This window comes from Dyadobacter sp. SRI_021 (assembly GCF_057586235.1).
The window spans coordinates 517218-540284 of the sequence record NZ_JBYCZM010000005.1; the positions used below are offsets into that span (position 1 = coordinate 517218).

General features: G+C 49.5%; 20 protein-coding genes. 9 read left to right on the forward strand and 11 right to left on the reverse strand.

Annotated features, from left to right (window positions below; translation table 11 throughout):
* Positions 1-12: 12 nt before the first annotated feature.
* The 11 genes from AC2YIT_RS18395 to ligA all read right to left on the reverse strand — a co-directional run bounded on the left by AC2YIT_RS18395 (position 13) and on the right by ligA (position 10679).
* The gene (locus AC2YIT_RS18395) at positions 13-624 is read right to left on the reverse strand and encodes an inorganic pyrophosphatase (protein ID WP_430850969.1); all 612 of its coding nucleotides are present in this window, start codon (positions 622-624) and stop codon (positions 13-15) included.
* A 60-nt stretch (positions 625-684) separates the two neighbouring features.
* The gene (locus AC2YIT_RS18400) at positions 685-1656 is read right to left on the reverse strand and encodes a glycosyltransferase family 2 protein (RefSeq protein ID WP_430851145.1); all 972 of its coding nucleotides are present in this window, start codon (positions 1654-1656) and stop codon (positions 685-687) included.
* A gap of 60 nt (positions 1657-1716) precedes the next feature.
* Positions 1717-2439 carry a tRNA1(Val) (adenine(37)-N6)-methyltransferase gene (locus AC2YIT_RS18405; RefSeq protein WP_487280116.1) on the reverse strand — a complete coding sequence of 241 codons (723 nt, stop codon included), beginning with the start codon at positions 2437-2439 and terminating at the stop codon, positions 1717-1719.
* Between the two features lie 8 nt (positions 2440-2447).
* Positions 2448-3077: a ribonuclease H1 domain-containing protein gene (locus AC2YIT_RS18410; RefSeq protein ID WP_430850965.1), complete on the reverse strand. Its 630-nt coding sequence runs from the start codon at positions 3075-3077 to the stop codon at positions 2448-2450.
* A gap of 86 nt (positions 3078-3163) precedes the next feature.
* Positions 3164-4396, reverse strand: a complete 1233-nt coding sequence (gene pepT, locus AC2YIT_RS18415; protein ID WP_487280117.1) for a peptidase T — start codon at positions 4394-4396, stop codon at positions 3164-3166.
* Between the two features lie 29 nt (positions 4397-4425).
* Positions 4426-4890: a pyrophosphohydrolase domain-containing protein gene (locus AC2YIT_RS18420; RefSeq protein ID WP_430850961.1), complete on the reverse strand. Its 465-nt coding sequence runs from the start codon at positions 4888-4890 to the stop codon at positions 4426-4428.
* A 53-nt stretch (positions 4891-4943) separates the two neighbouring features.
* Positions 4944-5513, reverse strand: coding sequence for a MarC family protein (locus AC2YIT_RS18425; protein WP_430850959.1), 570 nt, complete (start codon positions 5511-5513; stop codon positions 4944-4946).
* 95 nt (positions 5514-5608) lie between these two features.
* Positions 5609-6322 carry an NUDIX hydrolase gene (locus tag AC2YIT_RS18430; protein WP_430850957.1) on the reverse strand — a complete coding sequence of 238 codons (714 nt, stop codon included), beginning with the start codon at positions 6320-6322 and terminating at the stop codon, positions 5609-5611.
* A 74-nt stretch (positions 6323-6396) separates the two neighbouring features.
* Positions 6397-7455, reverse strand: coding sequence for an aminotransferase class V-fold PLP-dependent enzyme (locus AC2YIT_RS18435; protein ID WP_487280118.1), 1059 nt, complete (start codon positions 7453-7455; stop codon positions 6397-6399).
* 180 nt (positions 7456-7635) lie between these two features.
* Entirely contained in the window at positions 7636-8526 is an 891-nt protein-coding gene (gene dapA / locus AC2YIT_RS18440; protein ID WP_487280119.1) for a 4-hydroxy-tetrahydrodipicolinate synthase, read from the reverse strand.
* Positions 8527-8591: 65 nt separating this feature from the next.
* Complete coding sequence (ligA, locus tag AC2YIT_RS18445) at positions 8592-10679, reverse strand: NAD-dependent DNA ligase LigA (protein WP_487280120.1); 2088 nt, start codon at positions 10677-10679, stop codon at positions 8592-8594.
* Positions 10680-10857: 178 nt separating this feature from the next.
* On the opposite strand from ligA, the gene AC2YIT_RS18450 reads away from it, so the two are divergent.
* From AC2YIT_RS18450 to AC2YIT_RS18490, 9 genes are all read left to right on the forward strand, one after another.
* Entirely contained in the window at positions 10858-11391 is a 534-nt protein-coding gene (locus AC2YIT_RS18450) for a Uma2 family endonuclease (RefSeq protein WP_487280121.1), read from the forward strand.
* An 88-nt stretch (positions 11392-11479) separates the two neighbouring features.
* Positions 11480-12127: a ribulose-phosphate 3-epimerase gene (rpe, locus tag AC2YIT_RS18455; RefSeq protein ID WP_487280122.1), complete on the forward strand. Its 648-nt coding sequence runs from the start codon at positions 11480-11482 to the stop codon at positions 12125-12127.
* A 19-nt stretch (positions 12128-12146) separates the two neighbouring features.
* Positions 12147-13442 carry an apiosidase-like domain-containing protein gene (locus AC2YIT_RS18460; RefSeq protein ID WP_487280123.1) on the forward strand — a complete coding sequence of 432 codons (1296 nt, stop codon included), beginning with the start codon at positions 12147-12149 and terminating at the stop codon, positions 13440-13442.
* A 70-nt stretch (positions 13443-13512) separates the two neighbouring features.
* Positions 13513-15534, forward strand: coding sequence for an OmpA family protein (locus tag AC2YIT_RS18465; protein ID WP_487280124.1), 2022 nt, complete (start codon positions 13513-13515; stop codon positions 15532-15534).
* Between the two features lie 59 nt (positions 15535-15593).
* The gene (locus AC2YIT_RS18470) at positions 15594-17450 is read left to right on the forward strand and encodes a glycosyltransferase family 39 protein (protein ID WP_487280125.1); all 1857 of its coding nucleotides are present in this window, start codon (positions 15594-15596) and stop codon (positions 17448-17450) included.
* A 117-nt stretch (positions 17451-17567) separates the two neighbouring features.
* The gene (locus tag AC2YIT_RS18475) at positions 17568-18395 is read left to right on the forward strand and encodes a transketolase (protein ID WP_430850939.1); all 828 of its coding nucleotides are present in this window, start codon (positions 17568-17570) and stop codon (positions 18393-18395) included.
* Positions 18388-20382, forward strand: a complete 1995-nt coding sequence (locus tag AC2YIT_RS18480; protein WP_487280126.1) for an NAD-dependent epimerase/dehydratase family protein — start codon at positions 18388-18390, stop codon at positions 20380-20382. Before AC2YIT_RS18475 ends, AC2YIT_RS18480 begins: the two co-directional genes overlap by 8 nt.
* Positions 20383-20455: 73 nt before the next feature.
* Complete coding sequence (locus AC2YIT_RS18485) at positions 20456-21376, forward strand: transketolase family protein (protein WP_487280127.1); 921 nt, start codon at positions 20456-20458, stop codon at positions 21374-21376.
* Complete coding sequence (locus tag AC2YIT_RS18490) at positions 21373-23067, forward strand: hypothetical protein (RefSeq protein ID WP_487280128.1); 1695 nt, start codon at positions 21373-21375, stop codon at positions 23065-23067. The genes AC2YIT_RS18485 and AC2YIT_RS18490 overlap by 4 nt, the downstream gene beginning before the upstream one ends.

Sequence of the window (23067 nt, forward strand, 5' to 3'; positions counted from 1 at the left end):
TGCTGCGTCGGCTCAATAATAAGAATGTTTGTAATCTTCTACCGAAGTAAGGATCACTTCATGCGCCTCGTCTTTACCGTAAACATTAGTGATTTCAATGTGCGCCTTCTCGCCCGGCAGGTTTTTGTAAGTCAGGAAGTAGTGCTTCAAACGCTCCACGATACCATCCGGCAGCTCGCTCAGGTCGCTGAACTGGCCATAAACTTCGTCGCCTTTCAAAACAGCGATGATCTTGTCGTCGGCTTCGCCGCCATCGATCAGGCGGATACCACCGATGGGCTTCGCTTCGCACATAATATTACCGTGCGAAATGATTTTCTCGCACAATACGATGATATCCAGCGGGTCACCATCTCCCTCGGTCACATCACGACCTGACCGCTCACGCGCCAGTGCCGCGATTTTATCCGCGCAATAGGTTTTGGGAATAAAACCGTACAATGCAGGAACGATGTTCGAGTATTTCTGAGGGCGGTCGATTTTGAGGTAACCGGTGGCCTTGTCAATTTCGTATTTTACGGTATCGGTAGGAACAATCTCAATAAATGCAGTAACTAATTCGGGTGCTTTGTCACCCATTGGAATTCCGTGCCACGGATGTGCTTTGTGTACGTTAGCGATCATTAGTTGTGTAATAGGTAATAACTTTAAACTTAAATTTCGTTGAATACTGATCTTAATTTCTTACAATCCTGCCTTTTCAGCAATAGTGTAATCCCCTGTCTTTGAAACAGATTGCTTTACAAACAATTCACCCAAAAATCCTGCGAGAAATAATTGAGAGCCTACCATAATCGCTACCAGCGCCAGAAAGAACAGCGGGTTCTCTGTAACATTCCGGTAAGGCAATAAATTGTAAATGTTATATATCTTTTTTCCGATAAGCCACACAGCTATAAGGCTTCCAAGAAAAAACATAAGAGTTCCCAGACTGCCAAACAAATGCATCGGTCTCCGTCCAAACTTATTCACAAAGGCGATCGAAAGCAAATCCAGGAAGCCAAAAATGAACCGCTCGAGACCGAATTTTGTGTGACCGTATTTGCGTGCCCGGTGCTGCACCACCTTCTCCCCGATTTTGGCAAAACCATTCCACTTCGCAATTACCGGAATGTAGCGATGCATCTCTCCGTAAATAGTGATATTCTTGACGACCTCCTTGCGGTAGGCCTTCAAACCACAATTAAAATCATGGAGATAAACCCCTGAAATACTGCGGGTAGCAGCATTGAACAGTTTTGTAGGGATAGTTTTGGTGATCGGGTCGTACCGCTTTTTCTTCCATCCCGAGATCAGGTCGAAGCGGTCGTTGACGATCATGCTATATAACTCGGGGATTTCGTCCGGACTATCCTGCAAATCGGCATCCATGGTGATCACCACTTCACCCTTTGCGGCCTGAAAGCCCGTTTGCAATGCAGCTGTCTTGCCATAATTCCGCACAAAACTCATCCCGCGCACATTGGGGTTTTCCTTCGAAAGCTGCTGGATCACCTCCCAGGAACGGTCCTTGCTGCCATCGTCCATAAAAAGCACTTCATACGTAAAGTGATTATCCTCCATAACCCTCGCAATCCACTCGCAGAGTTCGGGAAGCGACTCTTCTTCATTGTAAAGCGGGACAACAACGGAAATCTGGGTAACTTGGTCGGTCATGTACGGTTTCAGTGACAATGCTTTGCCGGTAATTTGCGGCAAAGTTCGTGTTTTTCCTGATCAAAATTTCAAATAAAAAGCTTTTAGCAAGTCCCGAAAACGCGGATCATGGGTAACACCGTCGGTTTCATAAATGTACAAATCGGGCTCAACGTGCACATTATGAGCAAATTCAGCTCGTTGAAACACCATGAGTAAGCGAAATGCTTTTTTGTCTTCCTGATGAAACAAAGTCAGCTTACGAGTGAGTTTCCAGCCGGCTTGTCCCGCCTTTTCCGCGAAGCGCTCACCCTCGTCCACCGGAAAAAGAATATTGAATTTCCCCTCCGGTTTCAAAAGCCGCTGTATAGCGACGAGCAGCTCCTCAAAATCAAGGGATTTCGCATGATGGGCAATATTCTTTTTATCGATCGGCGAAAGCAGGTCCGACTGGAAGAACGGCGGGTTGGTGATGATCACATCATATAAGTGGTCGGAAACAAACTCCTGTACCGCCGAATGGAACAGCGTAATGCGGTCGTGAAACGGGCTTTGCTCCACATTCTCGCCTGCCTGGTAAAATGCCTCCGCGTCGATTTCCACGGCGTCAATCATCGCGTACGAGTTGCGCTGTGCTACCATTAATGATAATAGCCCGGTTCCGGCACCGATGTCGAGAATGCGGTCGGCGTCCTCCACATCCGCCCATGCGCCCAATACGCACGCATCTGTACATACTTTCATGGCACACTGGTCCTGCCGGACAGTAAACTGCTTGAACCGGAAATGGGCGTTACGGGGCATATTATGGTCTATTTTCTTCCAAAATCAGCCGGATTCTCTCCCCAATACTCTGTCTCCCATTTCAATATCCTGTTGGGGTAAGTGTTCGTTGCCAGCCAGCGTTCGGCGCGCTGCAACATTTCAAAAAGCGGTTTGTTCCGCGGCGTCAAAGCCAATTTGGTATTCGCGTGTTTCTTTTTAACCCAGGCAATTGCCGTTTTGGAATCACTGTAAATCGGCAGATCGCTCTCTTTCTTTTGTAAATAGGCCAATGCATGCACGATCGCCAGGAATTCGCCGATATTATTAGTACCGTCTTTAAATGGCCCTTGCAGGAAAATGCGGTCGCCGGTAGCGTAATAAACGCCCTGGTACTCCATATCGCCTGTCGCGGTATTCCATGCCGCATCCACGGCAATACTATTTTTAATGGGCCTTCCGACATTCGCGGGCGGCTCCTGAACGGCCGGCTTCGAATCCTTTTTGGCCACAAACTCCCAGTAATTCCGCTGAATGGCCGCTTCGGCCTCCTGCAAAGAGTCAAAAGACTTATAGCGCGCATCCTCGAAGCCCTTGATTTGCGCTTCGCATTCCTTCCAATCGGTAAAAACGCCCGTCTTCCGGCCTTGCCACACTACGTAATATTTGGTCTTTTTCAATTTTGAATGATTGAATGATTGAATGACCGAATGATTGAGTGGACCGAATATTTTATTCAATCATTCAGTCATTCAATCATTCAAAATTATTTTTCCGCCCAGACGCCCGCCAGACTGACAATAACCTCGACCGCCTTCTCCATATCCTGCACCGACACCCATTCCAGTTTGGAGTGGAAAGCGTGCTCGCCGGCGAAGATGTTCGGGCATGGCAGGCCCATGAATGAGAGCCGCGAGCCATCGGTACCGCCGCGAATGCTGCGCTGGATCGGATTCAGCCCGACCCGTTCCATCGCTGTCAATGCATTCCGGATAACTTCCGGGTGCTGATCGAGTACCTCCTTCATGTTCCGGTATTGCTCCTGAACTCTAAATTCAGCGGAAGAATTGGGGTATCCTTTAAGCACTTCCTCCATAATGCCTTTCAGCAGTACCTCTTTTTCGTGCAAGCCAGCGACGGTAAAATCACGGATGATAAAGCTCAAAACGGCCTTTTCCTGAATACCTTCCATTTGCACAGGGTGGATAAAACCTTCCTTATCCTGCGTGGTTTCGGGGGAAAGTTTGTCTTTGGGAAGTCGTGCGAGTATTTCGGCAGCGATTTTCAATGCGTTTTCCAGCTTGCCAATCGCATAACCCGGGTGGGTGCTCACGCCGTGAATGGTGATTCTCACACCATCGGCAGAAAACGTCTCATCTTCCAGTGTGCCGATCGCCTCGCCGTCAACAGTGTAGCCAAAATCAGCACCCAGCTTTTGCAAATCAACCTTTTCGGTTCCTCTTCCTACCTCCTCGTCCGGCGTGAAAAGTATTTTGATATCGCCGTGCTTCAAATGCGGATTACTCAGCAAATACTCGGCGGCAGCCATAATTTCAGCTACACCCGCCTTATTATCAGCGCCTAGCAACGTGGTACCACTGGCGGTGACTATATCATTCCCAATCTGCTGATCGAGGTCATGCAGCTCTCCTACTCTCAACACCTGCGAATGATCGTCCGGCAAAATAATGTCCGATCCATCCCAATTTCTGTGAACAATCGGTTTTACATTTTCGCCCGTGACGTCCGGCGAAGTATCTACATGCGAGCAGAAACAAATTACAGGGACGTCGTTCCGATCCGAATTGGACGGGATTGTCGCGTACACATACCCATGCTCGTCCACGTGCGCGTCCGCGACGCCCAGTGCACGAAGTTCTTCCGCGAGCAGGTTGCTCAGATTACGTTGCTTGGCGGTACTGGGAAATGTCTCCGAATTGGGGTCCGATTGCGTATCGATTTGCACATAACGCAGGAATCGTTCAAGAACTGAGCTCATAATGGGTCGATTGAACTAAGAAAATATAACTAACCGATGATCGATGCCAGATCGGCAGGCGAGTAATTGATGTTCTTCAAAGTCTTGTCATCGGCAGTGCGGTATACGAGGTATTTGCCATTATCTTCCTTGAAATAGCAGTCGGTGCCTTTTGCCTGATAGTGGGCTACGGTCGCTTCGGCTTCCTCTATCGAGTTGCAGGCTTTGGACATATTCGAACGCTGCACTTCGTCGAACAATGCGCGGAACTTCTCGCCTAGCCCGAATTCCAGCACCGCTCCCGACAATACATATTGCAGATCGCAAAGCGCGTCGGCTACCTCCACAATATCCTTTTGAAGGATTGCAACTTCCAGCTCTTTCAACTCCTCGGCCAGCAATGCCACGCGTAGGCGGCTTCTTTCTTCGGAGGGGATCGTCGGCGTTTCCAGGATCGGGTGTTTGAAAGTTCTGTGAAAATCCGCGACTTGATTAAGGCTATCCAGCTGTTGCATTGTTATATGGTTTTAAAAATTTGTTTTGACATAAAAAGCGACCAGGGAATCACTTACATCGAAAGGTTGGTTTTGAAAAGTTTGATAGAAATAGCTAACAGAATGATACCGAACACCTTCCTGAGAATATCCGTACCACCCTGCCCGAGTTTCCTTTCCAGCCAGTTCGAAGATTTCAATACGAGGTAAATAAAAAAGAGGTTCAGCACGATGCCGACCAGGATATTCTGGATCTGGTACGTCGAACGGAGCGATAGCAAGGTCGTCATCGTAGCCGCGCCGGCGATCATCGGAAATGCAATGGGCACAATCGACGCCACGCTCACGTCCATATTACCGTGTTTGAAAATATCGCGCCCCAGGATCATTTCGAGCCCCAGCAGGAACAAAATAATAGCCCCGGCAATCGCAAACGAGGCAATATCCACACCGAAAAGGCTCAATAACCTTTCTCCCAAAAACAGAAAGATCACCATAATGAGCCCGGCCACAATGGTCGTTTTTTCAGACTCGATCTTGCCGAGCTTTCGCCGGAAATCGACGATAACCGGCAATGAGCCAAGCACATCAATCACCGAAAACAATATCAGCGTGACGGAAACGATTTCCTTAAAATTGAACATGGGCTTACACTTTGGGGCGTTTTGATCCCGCAAAGTTGCTCAAAACCGACTGCTTACACAACCTTAAAAACCAATGATCGTAAAAATACCGGCGGCTAGGAAGCGCTTCCCGGCAGGAAGTTCAGGAATGTATTGAACTGCTTCTTGTACTTCTCCTCGTCGATTTTATAAAAGAAAGCACCTTTTTTGGAATAGCCCTTTTGTTTTTCATCCAGCTTGATCAACAAATTGGTCGACAACAATTTACGGCTAAAATTCCGTTTATCGAGCTCCGTGCCGAAAATAGCTTCATACAGTTTTTGCAACTGCGGGATCGTGAATTTTTCCGGCAATAATTCAAAGCCGATCGGGTGCTGTGAAGCCTTGTAGCGCAAATGCTGGATCGCCATATCGACCATCGCACCGTGGTCGAAAAGCAGTTTGGGTAGTTCCTGCATCGAAAACCATTGTGCTTCGTAATTTTTGGAGATCTTGTGGTCGTAGTCCTCCACATTAATCAGCGCAAAATAGGCAACCGACACGGTGCGCTCCACCGGGTCGCGGTGAGGGTTTCCGAAGGTGTAGAGTTGTTCTAGGTAAATGTCTGTCAGGTTCGTAAGCTCGAAAAGGATACGCGACGATGCGCCTTCGAGGCTTTCGTCGGGCTGTACCCAACCGCCCATCAGCGACCAGGTGTGGTGCTCATCCTCAATGCCCCGTTTCACCAGCAGCAGTTTCAGCTCTTCACCGTCAAAACCAAAAATAATCGAATCCAGCGCGACCAGACATTTGGTCTGGGCCTGGTATTGCTTTAAAATATCTAATCGCACAACTAGTAAGTCGCAGGTGAGTGGATTTGTTTTTTAGTTATAAATACAAGGAGGGTCATTTACTACTCATTCTGTCAATTCGGGGCCATTTTCGCTAAAAAAGCCTTCAGTATGGCTATTTCCTCATCGCTGATAGCCGGGAAATTGGCAATGCGAAAACTGGTGTCCTTCTCTTTGCCATAGCCGTTGCCTAGCGTAATCCCTTCCTTTTGCGCCGCATTCTTGAGGAACGCGATACGTTCTTTCTCTGCCCGGACAGCGATAACCGTGTCCGACCGCACCGCGGTATTTTCCACCACCAATTCATACCCGTTTTCGAGCAGGAATGCATACCAGTCATGCGCACGCTGACGTGTCTGTGCATCCACTTCCCCGATCGACGGCACTTGCTGCATCACCTTTCCTAGCAGGTAAATACCGAGAATGTTGGGCGTAAAAGGGGTTTGAAACTTCAAAAAGTTGTCGCGGATAAACAGCAGGCTATTGTAATGCTTTCGCTCTCCTATCTGTATCGCGCGCTCGATGGCTTTGGGCGAAACAATCATCACTGCCAGTCCCGCGGGTAAGCCAAAGCATTTCTGTACCGAAGCATACCATATATCAGCATTCTCCCAGGGCAAAATCACGCCGGCCATCGCCGAAGTGGCGTCCACCGCAATGAGGTTATCGACCTTTTTACGAATATCCAGCAAGAAGCCGTCCGGGATTTTGGTACCATTCGAAGTCTCATTGTACGTTATGCAAATAAGCTCGTTACGCGAGAAGATGGCGGATCGGTCCATGAGCAGCGTTTCATTCAATCCGAAGGCTGCGTCGGTGGCACGGTGCGAAATGCGGTGGGTATATTCCATCCATTTCTCGCCGAATGCCCCATTGTAAATATGCAGGCTGGAATCGATCAGCAGCGATTGGGCGATGATTTCCCAGCATTCCGTTGCCGACGACACGAAATAGACTTCATAACCAGCCGGAACATCCAGCTTGGCTTTCAGATCGGCAATCGTCTGCTCCAGCAAATGCATGAAACCGGAGCTACGGTGGTTGGAACTGATCAGCCCGCTCGCAAATGCTTCCGAAATATATTGTTCGACCTGCGGATAAACCTTACTCGGCCCTGGGTAAAACGTGATCATAACATTTCGTTTTTGATTTAAAACAAAACATCACAGGCCGGAATTAAATCCCCAAACCTGTGATGCCCGAAATATAAATTAGAAGCCGGAATACCCAATGTCAAAATCTGACCATTCCTGACTATAAATGACTACCCTGACTAAATTGGACCAGACCTGACTACATCTGACCGTCTACTGTCACATAAAACCCTCGCGCACCATCGCCTTTTCGAGCTTCTCACCCAACTCTTTCGAAGCTTTCAGCAATGGCAAGCGTACATCAGAGCTGCAAATACCTTTGATTTCGAGACATTTCTTGATCCCTACCGGGTTCGACTCGATGTAGAGCAGCGTATCGAATTCCAGGAACGCGAGTTGCAGTTTTGCGGCGTCTTTGAAACGGCCTTCGAGCGCCGCCCAGGTAAGATCATGGAATTCTTTCGGGAATGCATTGGCAATCACCGAAATAACGCCATGCCAGCCCACGCTTACCATGGTGGTCACCAGGTTATCGTCACCCGAAAGCAGCAAAAAGTCGTCCGGTACACGGGCAGCGAGCTCCATGCTCTGTTCGATGCTGCCGCCGGCGTCCTTGATACCGATGATATTGGGATGTGCTGCCAGTTTCACGATTGTATCCGCCTTCATGTTGATGACTGTACGGCCGGGAACATTGTACAGCAGCACAGGGACCGGCGAAGCATCGGCTATGGCCGTAAAATGTGCGATAATGCCCTCCTGAGTAGGTTTGTTGTAATAAGGACAAACCGATAGAATTGCATCCACACCCGTGAAGTCAGTTTCCTTAATCGTATTCAGTACTTCCCGTGTATTGTTGCTCCCGATGCCATAGACGATCGGCAGCTTCTTGTAGTTATTCTTGATTGTAAATGCCAGGATATCACGCTTTTCCTTGGAAGTGACTGTCGGCGACTCGCCAGTTGTTCCTTGTACTACGAGGTAGTCCGTACCACCTTCCGTCACCAGGTCGATCAGTCTTTTCAGACCCGGATAATCAATCTCATTCTGTTCATCAAAAGGTGTGATCAGCGCGGCCCCTACCCCTTTGAAACGTTGGTCCAATGGCATTATTTACTTATATAATTGTTAGATTTTAAAACACAAAGTTAGCCTTCCGGGGCTATTTTCTTTACTTAATTTCCAATCATTGCTAAAAATTCTTCCTCAGAAATAATCGTGACGCCCAGTTTTCGTGCTTTTTCAAGTTTGGAGGGCCCCATATTCGCACCGGCCAGCAGGTAATTGAGCTTCCCGGAAACGCCGCTGAGCACCTTTCCGCCATTCGCTTCGATCTTCTCTTTCAACTCATCACGTTCGAAATTTTCGAAAACCCCGGAGATTACAAACGTCTTGCCATCCAGCAGGTCACTTTCGATTTCCACCGGTTTTTCATCGCTTTCCATCTGCAAACCGGCTTGCTCCAATCGCTGAACCAGCAACTGATTTTCCGGAACGCTGAAAAACGATTCGATGCTCAGCGCAATGCGACCGCCAATTTCGGGTACCGCCGTGAGTTGTTCGTAACTCGCAGCCCGCAGCGCCTGCATTGATTTGAAATACGCCGCCAGTTTCTCTGCAACAGTTTGGCCTACAAAGCGGATACCCAACGCAAAAAGTACATTCTTGAATGGCACGGTTCTTGACAAATCAATGCCTTTCAGGATATTATCCACCGTTTTTTCCCGGAAGCTGATCTTTTTAACCTTCCCGGTTTCCTCGTTGAGCAAATTCTTTTCGAGGCCCAGCAGCTTGTCGTAATTGAGGTCGTACAGATCCGCAGGCGTACGCACGAGGCCGAGATCGAAAAGCAGCTCGATCTTACCCTCTCCCAGACTCTCGATGTTCATTGCTTTGCGATGAATGAAATGCTCAATGCGACCTTTCAGTTGCGGCGGGCAATGGCTGTCGTTCGGACAGAAGAAGGCAACTTCACCCTCATTCCGCTGCAATTCGGAATTACACTCGGGGCAATGCGTCGGGAAGACGATCTCCTCGGTTTCGTATTTCTCACGTTGTGAAATGTCGACACCGGTAATTTTAGGAATAATCTCCCCGCTTTTCTCCACGAAAACGGTATCGCCTATCCGGATACCCAGCCTTTCCAGCTCGTTCGCATTATGCAAAGTCGCGCGCTTTACACGCGTACCCGACAAATGCACGCCCTTCACCTGATTATACGGCAATGCACGCTCCGACAAGTCGCAAAGATTGGCGACCGGTGTCACCGCACCCGTGCGGCCAACCTGGTAAGTTACCATCCGTAACACCGCAGGCTTGTTCTCCGCCTTGTATTTATAAGAAATAGCCCAGCGCGGACTTTTTGCAGTGAAGCCTAGCTCTCTCTGCTGAGCAAAAGAATTGACCTTGATCACTATACCATCCGTCGCCAAAGGCAGATTCATGCGCTTCTCCTCCCATTCGCGGATGTATTCAATGGCTTCGTCGATATTCGCCACCTTTTTCCAGCCCGGCGACACATTGAAGCCCCATGCTTTCATTCCTTTCAAACTCTCTTCCTGGGTTGGAAAAACATCGGTATCGGCAAAGAAGTAGTAGAGGTAACAATCCAGCCCGCGACGAGCCGTTTCAGCCGAATCCTGCAATTTGAATGAGCCGGAAGCTGCGTTCCGAGGATTGGCGTACGGGTTTTCGCCCAGCGTATCCATCTCCTCGTTCAATTTTTCAAACGAAGAGATCGGCATAAAACCCTCCCCCCGAATCTCGAACAATGGCGGGAGATTGTCGGCTTTCACCCGCAAAGGCAACGAGCGGATGGTTTTAACATTGTTCGTGATCTCGTCCCCGCGCGTACCGTCGCCCCGCGTAACACCGCGTACAAGAATGCCATTTTCATAGGTAAAACTGAGCGATATCCCGTCAAATTTCAGCTCGCAAATATATTCGTAAGCTTCGCCGTCAAGCCCGCGGCGCACCCGGTCGTCGAAGCTCCGGAGCTCCTCCTCGTTATAGGTGTTATCAAGCGATAGCATTGGATACCGGTGGTACACCGCATTGAACGTTTTAGTTACCGCCCCGCCGACCCGCTGAGTCGGTGAATCCTCCTGTTTGAATTCCGGGTACTGGTTTTCCAGGGCTTGCAGCTCTTTGAGCAGCTGGTCAAATTCATAATCCGATATTTCCGACTCGCTGTCCTGGTAGTAGCGGTCATTGTAATAATGCAGCTTTTCGGAAAGCTCCTGGATTCGTTGTTGGGGATTCATAGTGGTCACGGCGCTTGATGATTCGGCCCAAATTTAAGATTTAATTCAAATTTTGGGCATTGGATAATTGATGTGTTACCAATTGTATATCCAGACGTATCAATGGGATATTAACCTATCCATCACACGCTCAGTATGTCATGTATTTTTCGTATTTTCGTTCAAAACGGCAAAGCCTATGAAAACCCCGGAACCAACCATTTACTACAATCCGGATCTGACGCAGATCATAAACGGCGAGGAAGTCATGTCGCCTAGCCCGAAATTTCTGCACCAGTCGGCTTCCGTGGAGCTGGTTCTGCTGCTGGCGAGTCATGTCAAGCAAAACAAACTCGGTCGTGTATTTGCTGCGCCTTTCGACGTAATTCTGGAACAGGATTTCAATCACCTGCAACCAGACATATTTTTCGTATCCAATGCGAACCGGGACATCATGCAGGACTGGATTCGCGGCGTGCCTGATCTGGTTATCGAAATCGTGTCGCCAAGCTCCAGAAAGCTGGACACGGTCGTCAAAAAGGGTGTGTACGAAAGCTACGGCGTGCCCGAATGCTGGATCGTCTTTCCCGATAAGGTTCGCATTGAAATCTATACGCTCGTGGAAGGCCGATACGAGTTGTACGGCACATTTTCGGATGAGCAAAAGGTGCAATCGAAAGTACTACCAGCGCTGTCGTTCCCCGCGAGTGCCATGTCAGGTGATTTTGTATGACTTAATCAACAGAAAGCGGTCCGCGTACCCGCCTTCCCCATAAATTCACTAATTTCGGCCTCATTAATCATTACTAGCTTCTGATTTTATGGCTGAAATTGCCCCTTCCATACTAGCCGCGGATTTCGCGAACCTGCAACGCGACGTCGAAATGATCAACAGCAGTTCCGCAGGTTATATACACGTTGATATCATGGACGGCATGTTCGTCCCCAACATTTCATTCGGACTTCCCGTGTGCCAAGCCATTCACCGGCATGCCCAAAAGCCGCTGGACGTACATTTAATGATTGAGCAGCCCGACCGCTACCTTGAAGCGTTCCGTAAGGCAGGAGCATCCGGGATTACCGTGCATTATGAGGCCTGCCCACATTTGCACCGCACCATCCAGCATATCAAAGAGCTCGGCGCCGAACCAGGCGTGGCGCTCAATCCCCATACGCCGGTGGACGTTCTGAGCGAGATCATGGGCGATGTTTCCCTGATCCTGATCATGTCGGTAAATCCCGGATTTGGGGGGCAAAAATTCATTGAAAACACCTACCGGAAAATTGCGGCACTGGATGACTACCGCAAAAAATTCGGCTACAACTTCAAGATAGAAGTCGACGGCGGCGTTAATCTCCACAATGCGCCCAGGCTTGTGCGCGAAGGTGTGGATATCCTCGTCGCAGGCAGCTTCGTTTTCACCTCGCCCAATCCGGTGCAAACGATCGCCGAGCTGGGAAATAGCTAGTATCCATTGAGCTGACACCATGAATATGTTCAAATCGCTGGTCGCCAGATCCCTGCCCGGACTCCTGTTGGCTTGCTTACTTTCGCTCGGGTTTGTTTTTCAGAGGGAAGACCAGGCCCCACCGAAATTTCCGTTGAAAATCAGCCCGAATGGCAGACATATTACCGATAACCACGGAACACCGTTTCTGATGGTGGCCGACGTGGCCTGGCAAATGCTGCGGAGGTTGAGCTATGCCGAGGCGGTACAATATATGGATATCCGCAAGTCGCAGTCGTTCAATACCTTTCTTGTGCATTTGCTCCCCGCATTACCCAACCAACGGAATTTCAACAAGGTCGCACCGTTTCTCGACAATAACGATCTGACCAAACCCAACAAAGCCTACTTTGACTATCTGGAAAAAATAGTCGCGGCTGCCAGAGAGCGAAATCTGGTGGTCGGGATCGTCGTCTCCCGGCAGAGCTGGAATACGGTTTTCGATGCGCAGAAGGAGGATGCGTGGAAAAGCTACGGGACCTATGTAGGAAAACATTTTGCCAAATACCCAAACATCATCTGGATCGTCAGCGAAGAAGAATACCAAAGCGCTTCGCAGTTTAAAGCGATTTCCGAAGGTATCCGTGCTGAATCGGACGGGCAGATCCTCGCTTCACTCAACACCTGCTCGCCAACGAGCGTGAACGACAATTCCCCCAACCATTCGCAGCTTAAATTCATTATCCCCGATTCCACGGTAACCCCGGCCGAATATGCCGCACTGGCCAACTGGCAAAAAAATTCGGCTGAGGCTGCATTGCGGCCATTCCTGATCGCTAATTCGGAATTCCCCAAAGAAATTACCGACCAGTCGACGCTGATACGCAACCAGGCATACCAGTCCATTCTGAGCTCGGCGGCAGGTTTCTGCCATATGAGTACGATTAAGAACTTCAACCCAACCTGGAAAGTCAACATTACCAAGGACGGAGCCGAGTACATTCACCAACTCGTTAAAATCCTGAAAGGCATTCCGTGGGAATATATGCAGCCGGATACGCCCGATTTGCTGGTAGACTCGCTCGATAAGGCGGAAATAGGTATCGTTTCGCTTTCGAACAAAAAGATGGCGATGCTTTACATTCCCACCTCACGACCGGTGCGACTGAACCTCAAACATCTGGAAGGTAACCTGTTCGGCGCGGTTTGGTACAGCCCACGCACGGGCAAGAGATGGAACGGCAAGGATCTGAAGTTGGATGAGGAAGCGATCGTTCAGCCGCCCGAATTACAGCCTGAATGGGACTGGATACTCCTCATCGGTGCCAAGCAGTAAGTTTGGCTTTTTTTTGTATTATTAATATATTACCAGATATAGCATAGCCCTGCCGGCATCTGATCACCCTATGCATTTGAGATTTAAGAATACCCTTTTCAGCATATTAATGGCAGTTATGCCGCTTTTCGCGTACTGCCAGGAGGTGTTATGGGCCAACAAGGTTTTGGGGTATTCTTCGGAGTACAGGCCGTCGCAAATAGGCCACGCATACCGTTCCAAACAGATCCTGGGTGTTCCCAACAAGCTGCCTGATTTTGGCGACAGCCCCTGTGCCTGGTCGCCGGCCGACGCCGACGGACGCAACGAGGAGTGGATCAAAGTGGGTTTTGACAAAGCCATTCCACTGAAGCAGATCGTGATTGCCGAGAATTTTAATCCAGGAGCGATCGTGCGCGTATATGCATATGACGCAGCGGGTAAGGAATACCTCGTTTCGGAAACACCGGCTGCACAGCAAACAGTGAAAGGTCGTATGCTTCACATATTCCCCAAACAGAATATCCAGGCCAATGCGGTGAAAATAGTCTTGCAACCGGGTAAAGTTTCGGGTTTCAATCAGATCGACGCGATCGGTATTTCATCGGATATGGCGCCTGTTGAAGCCAAAATCAATTTTGTGGCCTCCCAGTTGAAAGCGCAAAAGGAGAATATGGGCAAGGCGATCAACTCTGTTGCCCAGGAAGTGGCCCCGATTATCGCTCCGGATGGGAAGACACTCTATTTTACCAGAAACGACTTTGAAGGCAATATAGGCTCGCCTGCTCATCAGGATGTGTGGTATTCGACGCTCAACGATAAAGGTGAGTGGACAGACGCCGTCAATATCGGCCCACCGATCAACAACGGGGGCGAAAACGCAATGACCAGCATTTCGGCAGACGGCAAGACTGTCTATCTCATTAATGAATACGGGGCCGATGGCAATATGTATTTCGGATTTTCCCGCGCCTTCAAAACCAAATCGGGATGGTCGGTACCACGTCCATGGAAGATCACAAACTTCCTCAAAACAGCTAAATACTTTGAAATCTCGGTCTCACCCTTTGAAAACGTGCTCATTATGGCGGTTCAGGGAAATGATACCGAGGGCGGCAAAGACTTATATATTTCGTTTTTACAAAAAGACAACTCCTGGTCGGAGCCTCGAAACCTCGGCAGCGTGATCAATAGTGCCGATAATGAAAGTACTCCTTTCCTGGCATTGGACAACAAGACGCTATACTTTTCCTCATCCGGGCATGCCGGCTATGGCCAGGGCGATCTCTTCCTTACCCGTCGCCTGGACGACACATGGCTCAACTGGTCGACGCCCGAAAACCTGGGACCAGCGGTGAACTCGCCTCTTTGGGATGCATTTATCAATATTCCCGCTACCGGAGACTATGCCTATTTCAGCGCCAGCGATAAGGTTGTAGGCCAGGAAGACATTTTCCGTATCCGCATGACGCCCGAGATCAAGCCCGACCCCGTGGCGGTTGTGAGTGGGACCGTCCTGGAAGCGGAAACCAATAAACCGGTAAAATCCGACATTACCGCCGACATCAAAAACACGAGTGCCTCATTCGCAAAGGCCAGCTTTGACCCCGAAACCGGCGAGTACCGGCTGATACTCCCGTTGAAGGAAATATACCGCATTACCGCCTCCGGTGAAGGTTTTTTCCCCGTTTCGGAGGATATGGACCTGAGCGCAGAAACCGGTTTCCGGTCGATCCGGAAGAACATTTACCTGCAACCCATTAAGGCAGGCCAGCAGATCCGGCTCAGCAATGCGATGTTTTCCCAAAGCAGCGCGGAAGTGACCCCGTCGTCCTTCGCCGAACTCGACAAAATCGCCGAAACAATGAAAGCCCACCCTTCGATGGAAATACTGCTGGAAGGCCATACCGACAACCAGGGCGAAGTGCAAAAGAATATCAAGCTCTCCTCCGATCGCGTGGAGCAAGTAAAAAAGTACCTTTTATCGAAAGGGATCGACGGCCAGCGCATTCAGACCAAAGCCTGGGGACCAACGCGCCCTATTGCCAACAACCTCACCGAGCAGTCGCGTCAGAAAAACCGCAGAGTAGAGTTTACGATTCTTAAAATCTAAAAAATATCCTATAACGGGAAATTTCGTTATTTTCGCGGCGTCCATCAGCGAACGCACTAATGTCTCCCAACCAAACCAAAGAAACCCTGCGGTCAAGGCTCATACTCACCCTCATTCTCGTTGCAGGTCTTGCGTTGAGACTTCATAACCTCGATAGGTACAGTATTTTCTTCGATGAAGTGAGCACATTGCTCGTCAGCCAGGGCATTGTATTGGAAGGGGCTAATCAGAAAGAAGTTTTTGCTACCCGTGAGCTGTCCGATTCCCGTTTTTGGACAACACCGGCCCACCCGCAAAAACAGGTACTCCGCTCATTCACGGCAAACGAAATCTATACCCCTAAGGCATTCACGCCTGCCGAATTCTGGGCTCCGAAGTCCATTGAGGATTACTACGAAGCCATGACACGCAGCGATATCGGGAACAGCCCGTTCTACTACCTGCTCCTGCATCCGTGGATCGACATGTTCGGCTTCTCCGACTACTCGATTCGCCTTTTCTCAGTCATTTTCAGTGTATTGATCATCGGGCTAACCTACCTGTTTGCGAAACGTTTCTTCGGGACCAATACCGCGCTTATAGCAGCAGGTATTACAGCCATCGAACCTTTTTTCATCGCTTACAGCCACCAGGCGCGCAACTATTCGCTGACATTCTTTCTGACGCTCGCTGCAACGTATTTCTTTTTACAAATCATTGAAAATAAAGCCAGTAAAAAGAAAACATTTGGGCTTTATGTAGGCTATGTATTCTCCGCCGGGCTCGGATTGCTCAGTCACTTTCTGGTCATCGCGGTACTGCTGGCGCACGCATTGTATGCATTGTTTTTCCTGAGGACGCTCAAAGGCTGGATTCGCATGGCCATTGCTGCGGTATTTGCGCTCTCCGGTGTGGCCTGGTGGCTAATGTTCGGGGGGGGCGTTTACACATTGTCCTCGCTGCAATATCAGGCGGCGTTATATAAAAGGATGGCAGATACGGGCGGGCAGGCATTCGGGAATATCCTGCCTGCAACGCCATTGAATGTCTTCAACAAATCGCTGCCCATTTTCGCGGACCTCGTGATTTTCACTAACGGCCTTACCGACGCCCTGGGAGGCAAAAAGAATGTGGTTGTGGCTTTGGCGGTAGCTTTGATACTCATTTGCTGGTACCGTTTCAAAGACAAGATCAATACTCCGGCGTGGCTTACCCCCCGCTTCCCGTATTTACTCGTCATCGTCATCGCGTTTTTTTACAATAACCACAAACTGCAATTCTGCATTCTGAGCGTCAGTTTGTTCGCATTGTCCTTCATTCCCGATTTACACAAAAACGCGGACCGCCAGCAAAAGGCGAGGCTGTGGATGCTTTACATGATGGCGCTCGTGCCGACGCTGTTCCTCATCCTGATGTCGTTCAAGAACGGGCATACTTATGGCATTATGCAGCGGTACTCGGGTTTTTCGTTCCCTTACGTAATCATTCTTCTAAGCTTGCTGCTGCAATTTTACACGAATTTGAAGGTCGAGTTCCGGGTGCTTATTTTCGTATTCCTTGCCGCCCAGCTCTATTTTGTGGGATTGAGATTAAAGGAATTCTATGAGGACCGCTCACCGAAATACGGCTATTTCGCGGTACCTCGCGTACCTAACCCATACTGGGAGGCTGCCAAGAAGATACAAGCGAATTACCAGCCTGGCGACACCATCTTTTACCCGGCGCCGCGTTACGAGGTTCTCTCCGAAATGGACCGGACATTCCTGCCCTATTCGATCCACGATGCACAGATTACCAACCTGTATTTCCCCAAAGACGCGCAATACGTGCAGGTCATGGATATGGACCAGGCAGATCGGATCTGGATCAAAAAACAGGGACGCTCCGAGCCCCTGGAAATCATGAAACTGACCGGCAAGCGTTACGGTTTTGAGTAAGCGGCAAGGCTGTTTTGGCAGAGCCGTCCAATAACATTTTGTATATTGCGGACTTAAAACCGGAGATCTGGCCTTTATTTTGCAGGCAATTCCTTACATCGACATACAACATCAGGCATGACAGCAGAAGAGATATTAAAAGACCCTAAACAGTTGAGCGGCGAGCTTCGCCTGAAAATACTGGGCCTTTACCACCAGGCCAACGCGGGCCACATTGGTTGCTCACTCAGCTGCATCGACCTGATGATCGCAGTCCTTTTCCTTCAAAAATCGACCGACGATACTTTCATTCTTTCCAAAGGCCACGCCGCGGCCGCGCTTTACGCGTGCCTGAATACGTTGGGGGAAATTACGGACGAGGAGCTGGACACATTCTACCTGGACGGCACCACATTGCCCGCCCACCCCGCACCGCGCCAGTATAAGGGCATTCCTTTTGCTACCGGTTCATTAGGCCACGGCCTGCCCATTGCAACGGGCATTGCCCATGCAGCAAAGGTCGCCGACGATGCAACGTATTCGTTCACGCTGTTGTCTGATGGGGAGACCAACGAAGGCACCACCTGGGAAGCTGCGCACTACGCAATCCAGAATCAGCTCGACAACCTCATTATGCTCATCGACAAGAACGGCCTGCAAGGTTTCGGTTTTACGGACAAGGTTTTGGGAGAAACCGCTTCCGTTGAAAAATGGAAAGCGATCGGTTTTGAAACGGTGGAAGTAGACGGCCACGACATTGCGGCCATCAGCGAGGCAATCAGCAGGCTGAAAGAAAGCAAAAACGGGCTCCCGAAAGCAATCATTGCCAATACCGTGAAGGGAAAAGGGGTTTCTTATATGGAAAACAAATTGGAATGGCATTACCTGCCCATGAATAAAGACCAGTATGAGCAAGCTACACTGGAAGTAAAGGAACGTTATCTTAATGAATTGACGAATGCTTGATCATTTACCGGTTTACCGCGATAAAATAGAGAAATTAAAAGGGCCAGTTTTTGTTTTCGGTGCCAGCGGCTTCATTGGCGCCAATCTCTTCAATGACATATTTAAAATCCGGAAGGATTGTTACGCAGTAACCCACGACGCCACCAAAGCATGGCGTCTGAAACTGCTCAATGTCCCGTTTGAAAACATCATCCACTGCGACATTCTTTCAGACAATTCCATCAAGGAGGTATTTGAAAAATATAAACCGCAGACGATTTTCAACCTTGCGGCCTACGGGGCGTACAGCAAGCAGAGCAATGTAAACCTGACTTACGAGACCAATGTGCTCGGAACGGTGAATATCCTTCAAAACTGCACGAAGGACATGGTTTACATCCATGCCGGAAGCAGTTCCGAATATGGTTTCAACTGTACATCGCCCAAAGAAACCGACCGCGTGGAACCGAACAGCCATTATGCGGTTTCTAAAGTTTCGGCCGCCTATTTGCTCGAATATTATGCCAAAGTAGCAGGGCTAAAAACGCTCAACCTGCGCTTGTACTCGATTTACGGCTATTGGGAAGAGCCCGACCGGCTGATCCCGCGCCTGATCGAAAATGCGCGTAAAAAGAGCTTACCTTCTCTGGTATCCCCCGATATAAGCCGCGATTTTGTGTTTGTAGAAGACTGTGTGGAGGCGTTTCTGGACGCGGCGTTGAAAATCGACGACGAGAAATCGGGACGCTCTTATAACATCGCCACCGGCCGCAAAACCACGATGGGCGACCTCGTGGACGTGACGCGCAAGGCATTCTCTATCGCCAAGGAACCCGAATGGGGCAGCATGTCGAACCGCAAATGGGATCTCGCCGAATGGTATGGTGACCCTACCGCATTTGAAAACGACTTCGGCTGGAAAGCGAGAACTTCCCTGGAAGACGGCCTGATCCGTTACAGCCAATGGCAGGATGCCGTGCAATATGAGTCCAGGCTGATTCCTGCTTTTGAAAATCCTAAGCTCAACCCGGTCATCACAGCCATTATCGCGTGTTACAAGGACGCCCAGGCGATCCCGTTCATGTACGAGAGGTTGGTGAAGACTTTCAACGAGTTGAAGGTGCGTTATGAGATCATTTTCGTAAACGACAACTCGCCCGATAACCAGGAAGAAGTGATCAATGCGATTTGCGACAAAGACCCTAATGTGGTAGGTATCAGCCACTCTCGAAACTTCGGATCGCAATCGGCGTTCCTGAGCGGGATGGAGATCGCAACCGGCGACTGCGTGGTGCTGATGGATGGCGACTTGCAGGACCCGCCTGAAATTATCCCGGCATTTTACGAAAAGTGGATGGACGGCTACGACGTCGTCTACGGCGTACGCGTGCAGCGCGAGATGAAGCCGCATATCCACTTCTTCTATAAGACATTCTATAAGGTATTCCAGGGGCTGAGCTACATTCCGATCCCGCGCGACGCCGGCGATTTCTCGATGATCGACCGCAAAGTGGTGAAGGAGCTGGTGGACTTGCCTGAAACAGAGCAGTTCCTGCGCGGCTTACGCGCTTGGGTAGGTTTCAAACAAACCGGGGTACCTTATGTGCGTCCGGAAAGGATGTTCGGTGTGTCGACCAACAACTGGACGAAAAACATCTGGTGGGCGAAGAAGGCGATCTTCTCGTTCAGCTTCGCGCCATTGGAACTGATGAGTTATGCGGGATTCGGACTCACGGCACTGTCCATTCTGGGGATAATCTGGCAGATACTGGCCAAATTCTTTTTCTTTCCGGATACTCCAAGAGGCCTCAGCACCGTAATTATTCTGATCGTGTTCTTCGGCGGGCTCACCATCCTGGGCATTTCGTTTTTGGGAGAATACATTACCAAGATATTCGAAGAAACTAAAAAGCGGCCCAAATACATCCGCACCAGAATACGCCGGGGACCGAAGGCTTATAAAACCGCCGACGAGATCCGGGCTTTGGTAAAACAATTGAGAAAGTAATAAATTGCATGGTATCAGCCGGTTAGGCGGCCATTTAAGTTAAGCAATCAATCGGCGTAGCGCCCACTTAACGATGAGAAAAGAATTTTCAACAGCCATCGAAGAGCTTGCGGTCGAAGACGACTCCGTTATCTTCATCACAGGCGATCTTGGATATAATGCGTTGGAAAACTTGCAGGCCAAAATGGGCAAGCGGTTTATCAATGCCGGTGTTGCGGAGCAGAATATGGTGGGCGTAGCTGCCGGCTTTGCCCACAAAGGTTATAAAGTATTCTGTTACAGCATCGCGCCATTTATCGTGTACCGCTGCCTCGAACAGTTCCGTAACGACGTTTGTTTCAATAACTTGCCGGTATTCCTGGTAGGTAATGGCGGCGGATATGGATACGGGATCATGGGCAGCAGCCACCACACCATCGAAGATCTTGCATGTTTGAGCGGTCAGCAGAATGCACAGGTGTGGGTACCCGCATTTACCGACGAAGTAGTTCCGGTTGTGCGGCAGATCGCCGCCGACGCCCGTCCTGCATACCTGCGCCTGGGAGCCGGGAAAACCACTCCGGCAAACAGCTACCTGACGGGTTCTTTTAAAGTAATTCACCAGCCTGCCCATGCCGAAACGACTGTTTTTGCACTGGGACCGATTGCCAACAATGTGCTATCGGCGCTGGCGCTGGCTCCCGAGCTTGCAGAAAAGGTGAACGTAGTAACCGCCCTGCATTTTCCGCTGGAACTGACGGACGAGCTGATCACGCTGGTAAAAAAAGCGCCCGCAATACTCGTTGCCGAAGAACACATCAGCACAGGCGGGCTTGCGCAACAGCTTTCCGTTCAGCTACTGGAAAAAGGTGTTTTCCCTTCAGTATTTAAAAGTCTCAAAGCGGAAGGCTATCCCAACAGCCGCTATGGCAGTCAAAGCTACCACCAGAAGCTTTCCGGACTTGACGCAGATTCGATCTTGTCGAGCATCAGCCAACTAATGATCCCGGCATGACGAAAAAGGCTTTCACCATTATCCTGAGCCTGATCCTGTTATTACCCGTTGCCATTTATTTCACGGTTTGGGATTACTATGCCATCAATATTCCCAAATGGGACGACCACGCGCTGAAAAATTTCATCGCCGAATATACGCAGGCTGGTGACTGGAAAGGGAAAATCCTGGCGCTTTTCAGGCAGCATAACGAGCATCGCATCGCGCTGACCCGCCTTTTCGCATGGATCGATTATGCCATTTTCGGGCATCTCAATTACCGGCATTTGATGACAGCAGGTAACCTGTTGCTTCTGGCGGCGATCCCGTTGTTCTACGACTTGCTCAAAAAAAACAAAAAGCCGCTTTTTGCATTGGTACCCATTCCATTCCTGTGGATGACGCTAGCGTTCTGGGAGAATATGTACTGGGGAATGTCGGCTGTGCAAAATTTCGGGGTAGTAACGCTGGTCCTCTGGACATTGTATCTGGTCGTCAATCCCAAAGTATTGCCTTTTTCCATCGCCATGCTGCTGAGCGTAGTAACTGTGCTTACGAGCGGGAATGGATTGATGGTTTTGCCACTGGGTGCTGTTTTGTTATTTTTAAGTGGTAATCGAAAGCGCTTTGCACTGTGGACGATCATCAGCATTGCCGAGATTTTCTGCTATTTCTATTGGTACAAGCAACCAGACTACAACCCCGAATCAAAAGCCTCGCTTCTGCAACTTGTCAAAGGCTATATGGCATTTCTGGGTTCATTTGCAGAATGCATCCCCGTCCTGAACCACGTTAAGGTGTGTATTTTCCTGGGTGTAATTTTATTCCTCGTCGCTGTGTCTATTGGTTCTACGACGCTTTTCAGGATTGTTAGGAACAAGTACGCCACCAAATTCGAACGAACTACCGACCTTTTCTGCCTGGGAGTAATCCTGTTCATCCTCGGCACCGCTGCAATTGTAGTTCACGGCCGCGCAGGTTTCGGATTCGACGTGCTCATTGCGAGCAAAGTCAAGATATACTCGGTTCTCCTGCTGATCATCGCCTACATCTATGTGGTGGTCCCGATCCGTGGTAGTTTCCTTTCGCCTTACATTACTGCGATTATCGCCCTGGCGGTCACATTCAATGTGTTCAGCTATCATTATCATCTGGTGGACGCCTATAATTTGAGAAAGCAGATGGTGACCTCGCAATTCAACTGGACATTCACGGACAAATCGCTGAAATACCCGACAGACACATCGTTTGCGGCTAATATCATGGAAAAAACGCCTGTCATTTATGACAAATGGCTGCCCCTCATCGCCGTCGCCGACCGTCAGAACTATGCCGGAAGTTCACGGGGAATGGTGGATTTGTATGATAAAACCACTATTACCACGGACACGGCATCCATTAAAGTGAGCAATACCTCATTCACCAGCCAGCGGTTGCAGGACAGTGGTGTGTATGTGCTGCTCAGTTCTGATGAATGCTACTACATCTTCCCCGCCCTTCGCACGCGCAACACGAGCCGGAAGCAGCTGTTCCTGAAACAATATTATTTCGCTCCGGGCTTCTATGCCGACATTCCGTTCTCTGAAATGGATAAGGGAACTTATAGGGTGGCACTCATCCGCCAGCAGGGCGACGAAACCGGCATTCTGTTCAAAGACCAGCGTGTGACGGTCAAAGAATCGCGTAAAAAAGAAGTGAAAGTTAACTGGTAA

Coding starts and splice junctions, on each gene's coding strand:
- AC2YIT_RS18395 (WP_430850969.1), bottom strand. CDS start 624: ATGATCGCTAACGTACACAAAGCACATCCGTGGCACGGAATTCCAATG.
- AC2YIT_RS18400 (WP_430851145.1), bottom strand. CDS start 1,656: ATGACCGACCAAGTTACCCAGATTTCCGTTGTTGTCCCGCTTTACAAT.
- AC2YIT_RS18405 (WP_487280116.1), bottom strand. CDS start 2,439: ATGCCCCGTAACGCCCATTTCCGGTTCAAGCAGTTTACTGTCCGGCAG.
- pepT (WP_487280117.1), bottom strand. CDS start 4,396: ATGAGCTCAGTTCTTGAACGATTCCTGCGTTATGTGCAAATCGATACG.
- AC2YIT_RS18420 (WP_430850961.1), bottom strand. CDS start 4,890: ATGCAACAGCTGGATAGCCTTAATCAAGTCGCGGATTTTCACAGAACT.
- AC2YIT_RS18425 (WP_430850959.1), bottom strand. CDS start 5,513: ATGTTCAATTTTAAGGAAATCGTTTCCGTCACGCTGATATTGTTTTCG.
- AC2YIT_RS18435 (WP_487280118.1), bottom strand. CDS start 7,455: ATGATCACGTTTTACCCAGGGCCGAGTAAGGTTTATCCGCAGGTCGAA.
- dapA (WP_487280119.1), bottom strand. CDS start 8,526: ATGCCATTGGACCAACGTTTCAAAGGGGTAGGGGCCGCGCTGATCACA.
- ligA (WP_487280120.1), bottom strand. CDS start 10,679: ATGAATCCCCAACAACGAATCCAGGAGCTTTCCGAAAAGCTGCATTAT.
- AC2YIT_RS18450 (WP_487280121.1), top strand. CDS start 10,858: ATGAAAACCCCGGAACCAACCATTTACTACAATCCGGATCTGACGCAG.
- rpe (WP_487280122.1), top strand. CDS start 11,480: ATGGCTGAAATTGCCCCTTCCATACTAGCCGCGGATTTCGCGAACCTG.
- AC2YIT_RS18460 (WP_487280123.1), top strand. CDS start 12,147: ATGAATATGTTCAAATCGCTGGTCGCCAGATCCCTGCCCGGACTCCTG.
- AC2YIT_RS18465 (WP_487280124.1), top strand. CDS start 13,513: ATGCATTTGAGATTTAAGAATACCCTTTTCAGCATATTAATGGCAGTT.
- AC2YIT_RS18470 (WP_487280125.1), top strand. CDS start 15,594: ATGTCTCCCAACCAAACCAAAGAAACCCTGCGGTCAAGGCTCATACTC.
- AC2YIT_RS18475 (WP_430850939.1), top strand. CDS start 17,568: ATGACAGCAGAAGAGATATTAAAAGACCCTAAACAGTTGAGCGGCGAG.
- AC2YIT_RS18480 (WP_487280126.1), top strand. CDS start 18,388: ATGCTTGATCATTTACCGGTTTACCGCGATAAAATAGAGAAATTAAAA.
- AC2YIT_RS18485 (WP_487280127.1), top strand. CDS start 20,456: ATGAGAAAAGAATTTTCAACAGCCATCGAAGAGCTTGCGGTCGAAGAC.
- AC2YIT_RS18490 (WP_487280128.1), top strand. CDS start 21,373: ATGACGAAAAAGGCTTTCACCATTATCCTGAGCCTGATCCTGTTATTA.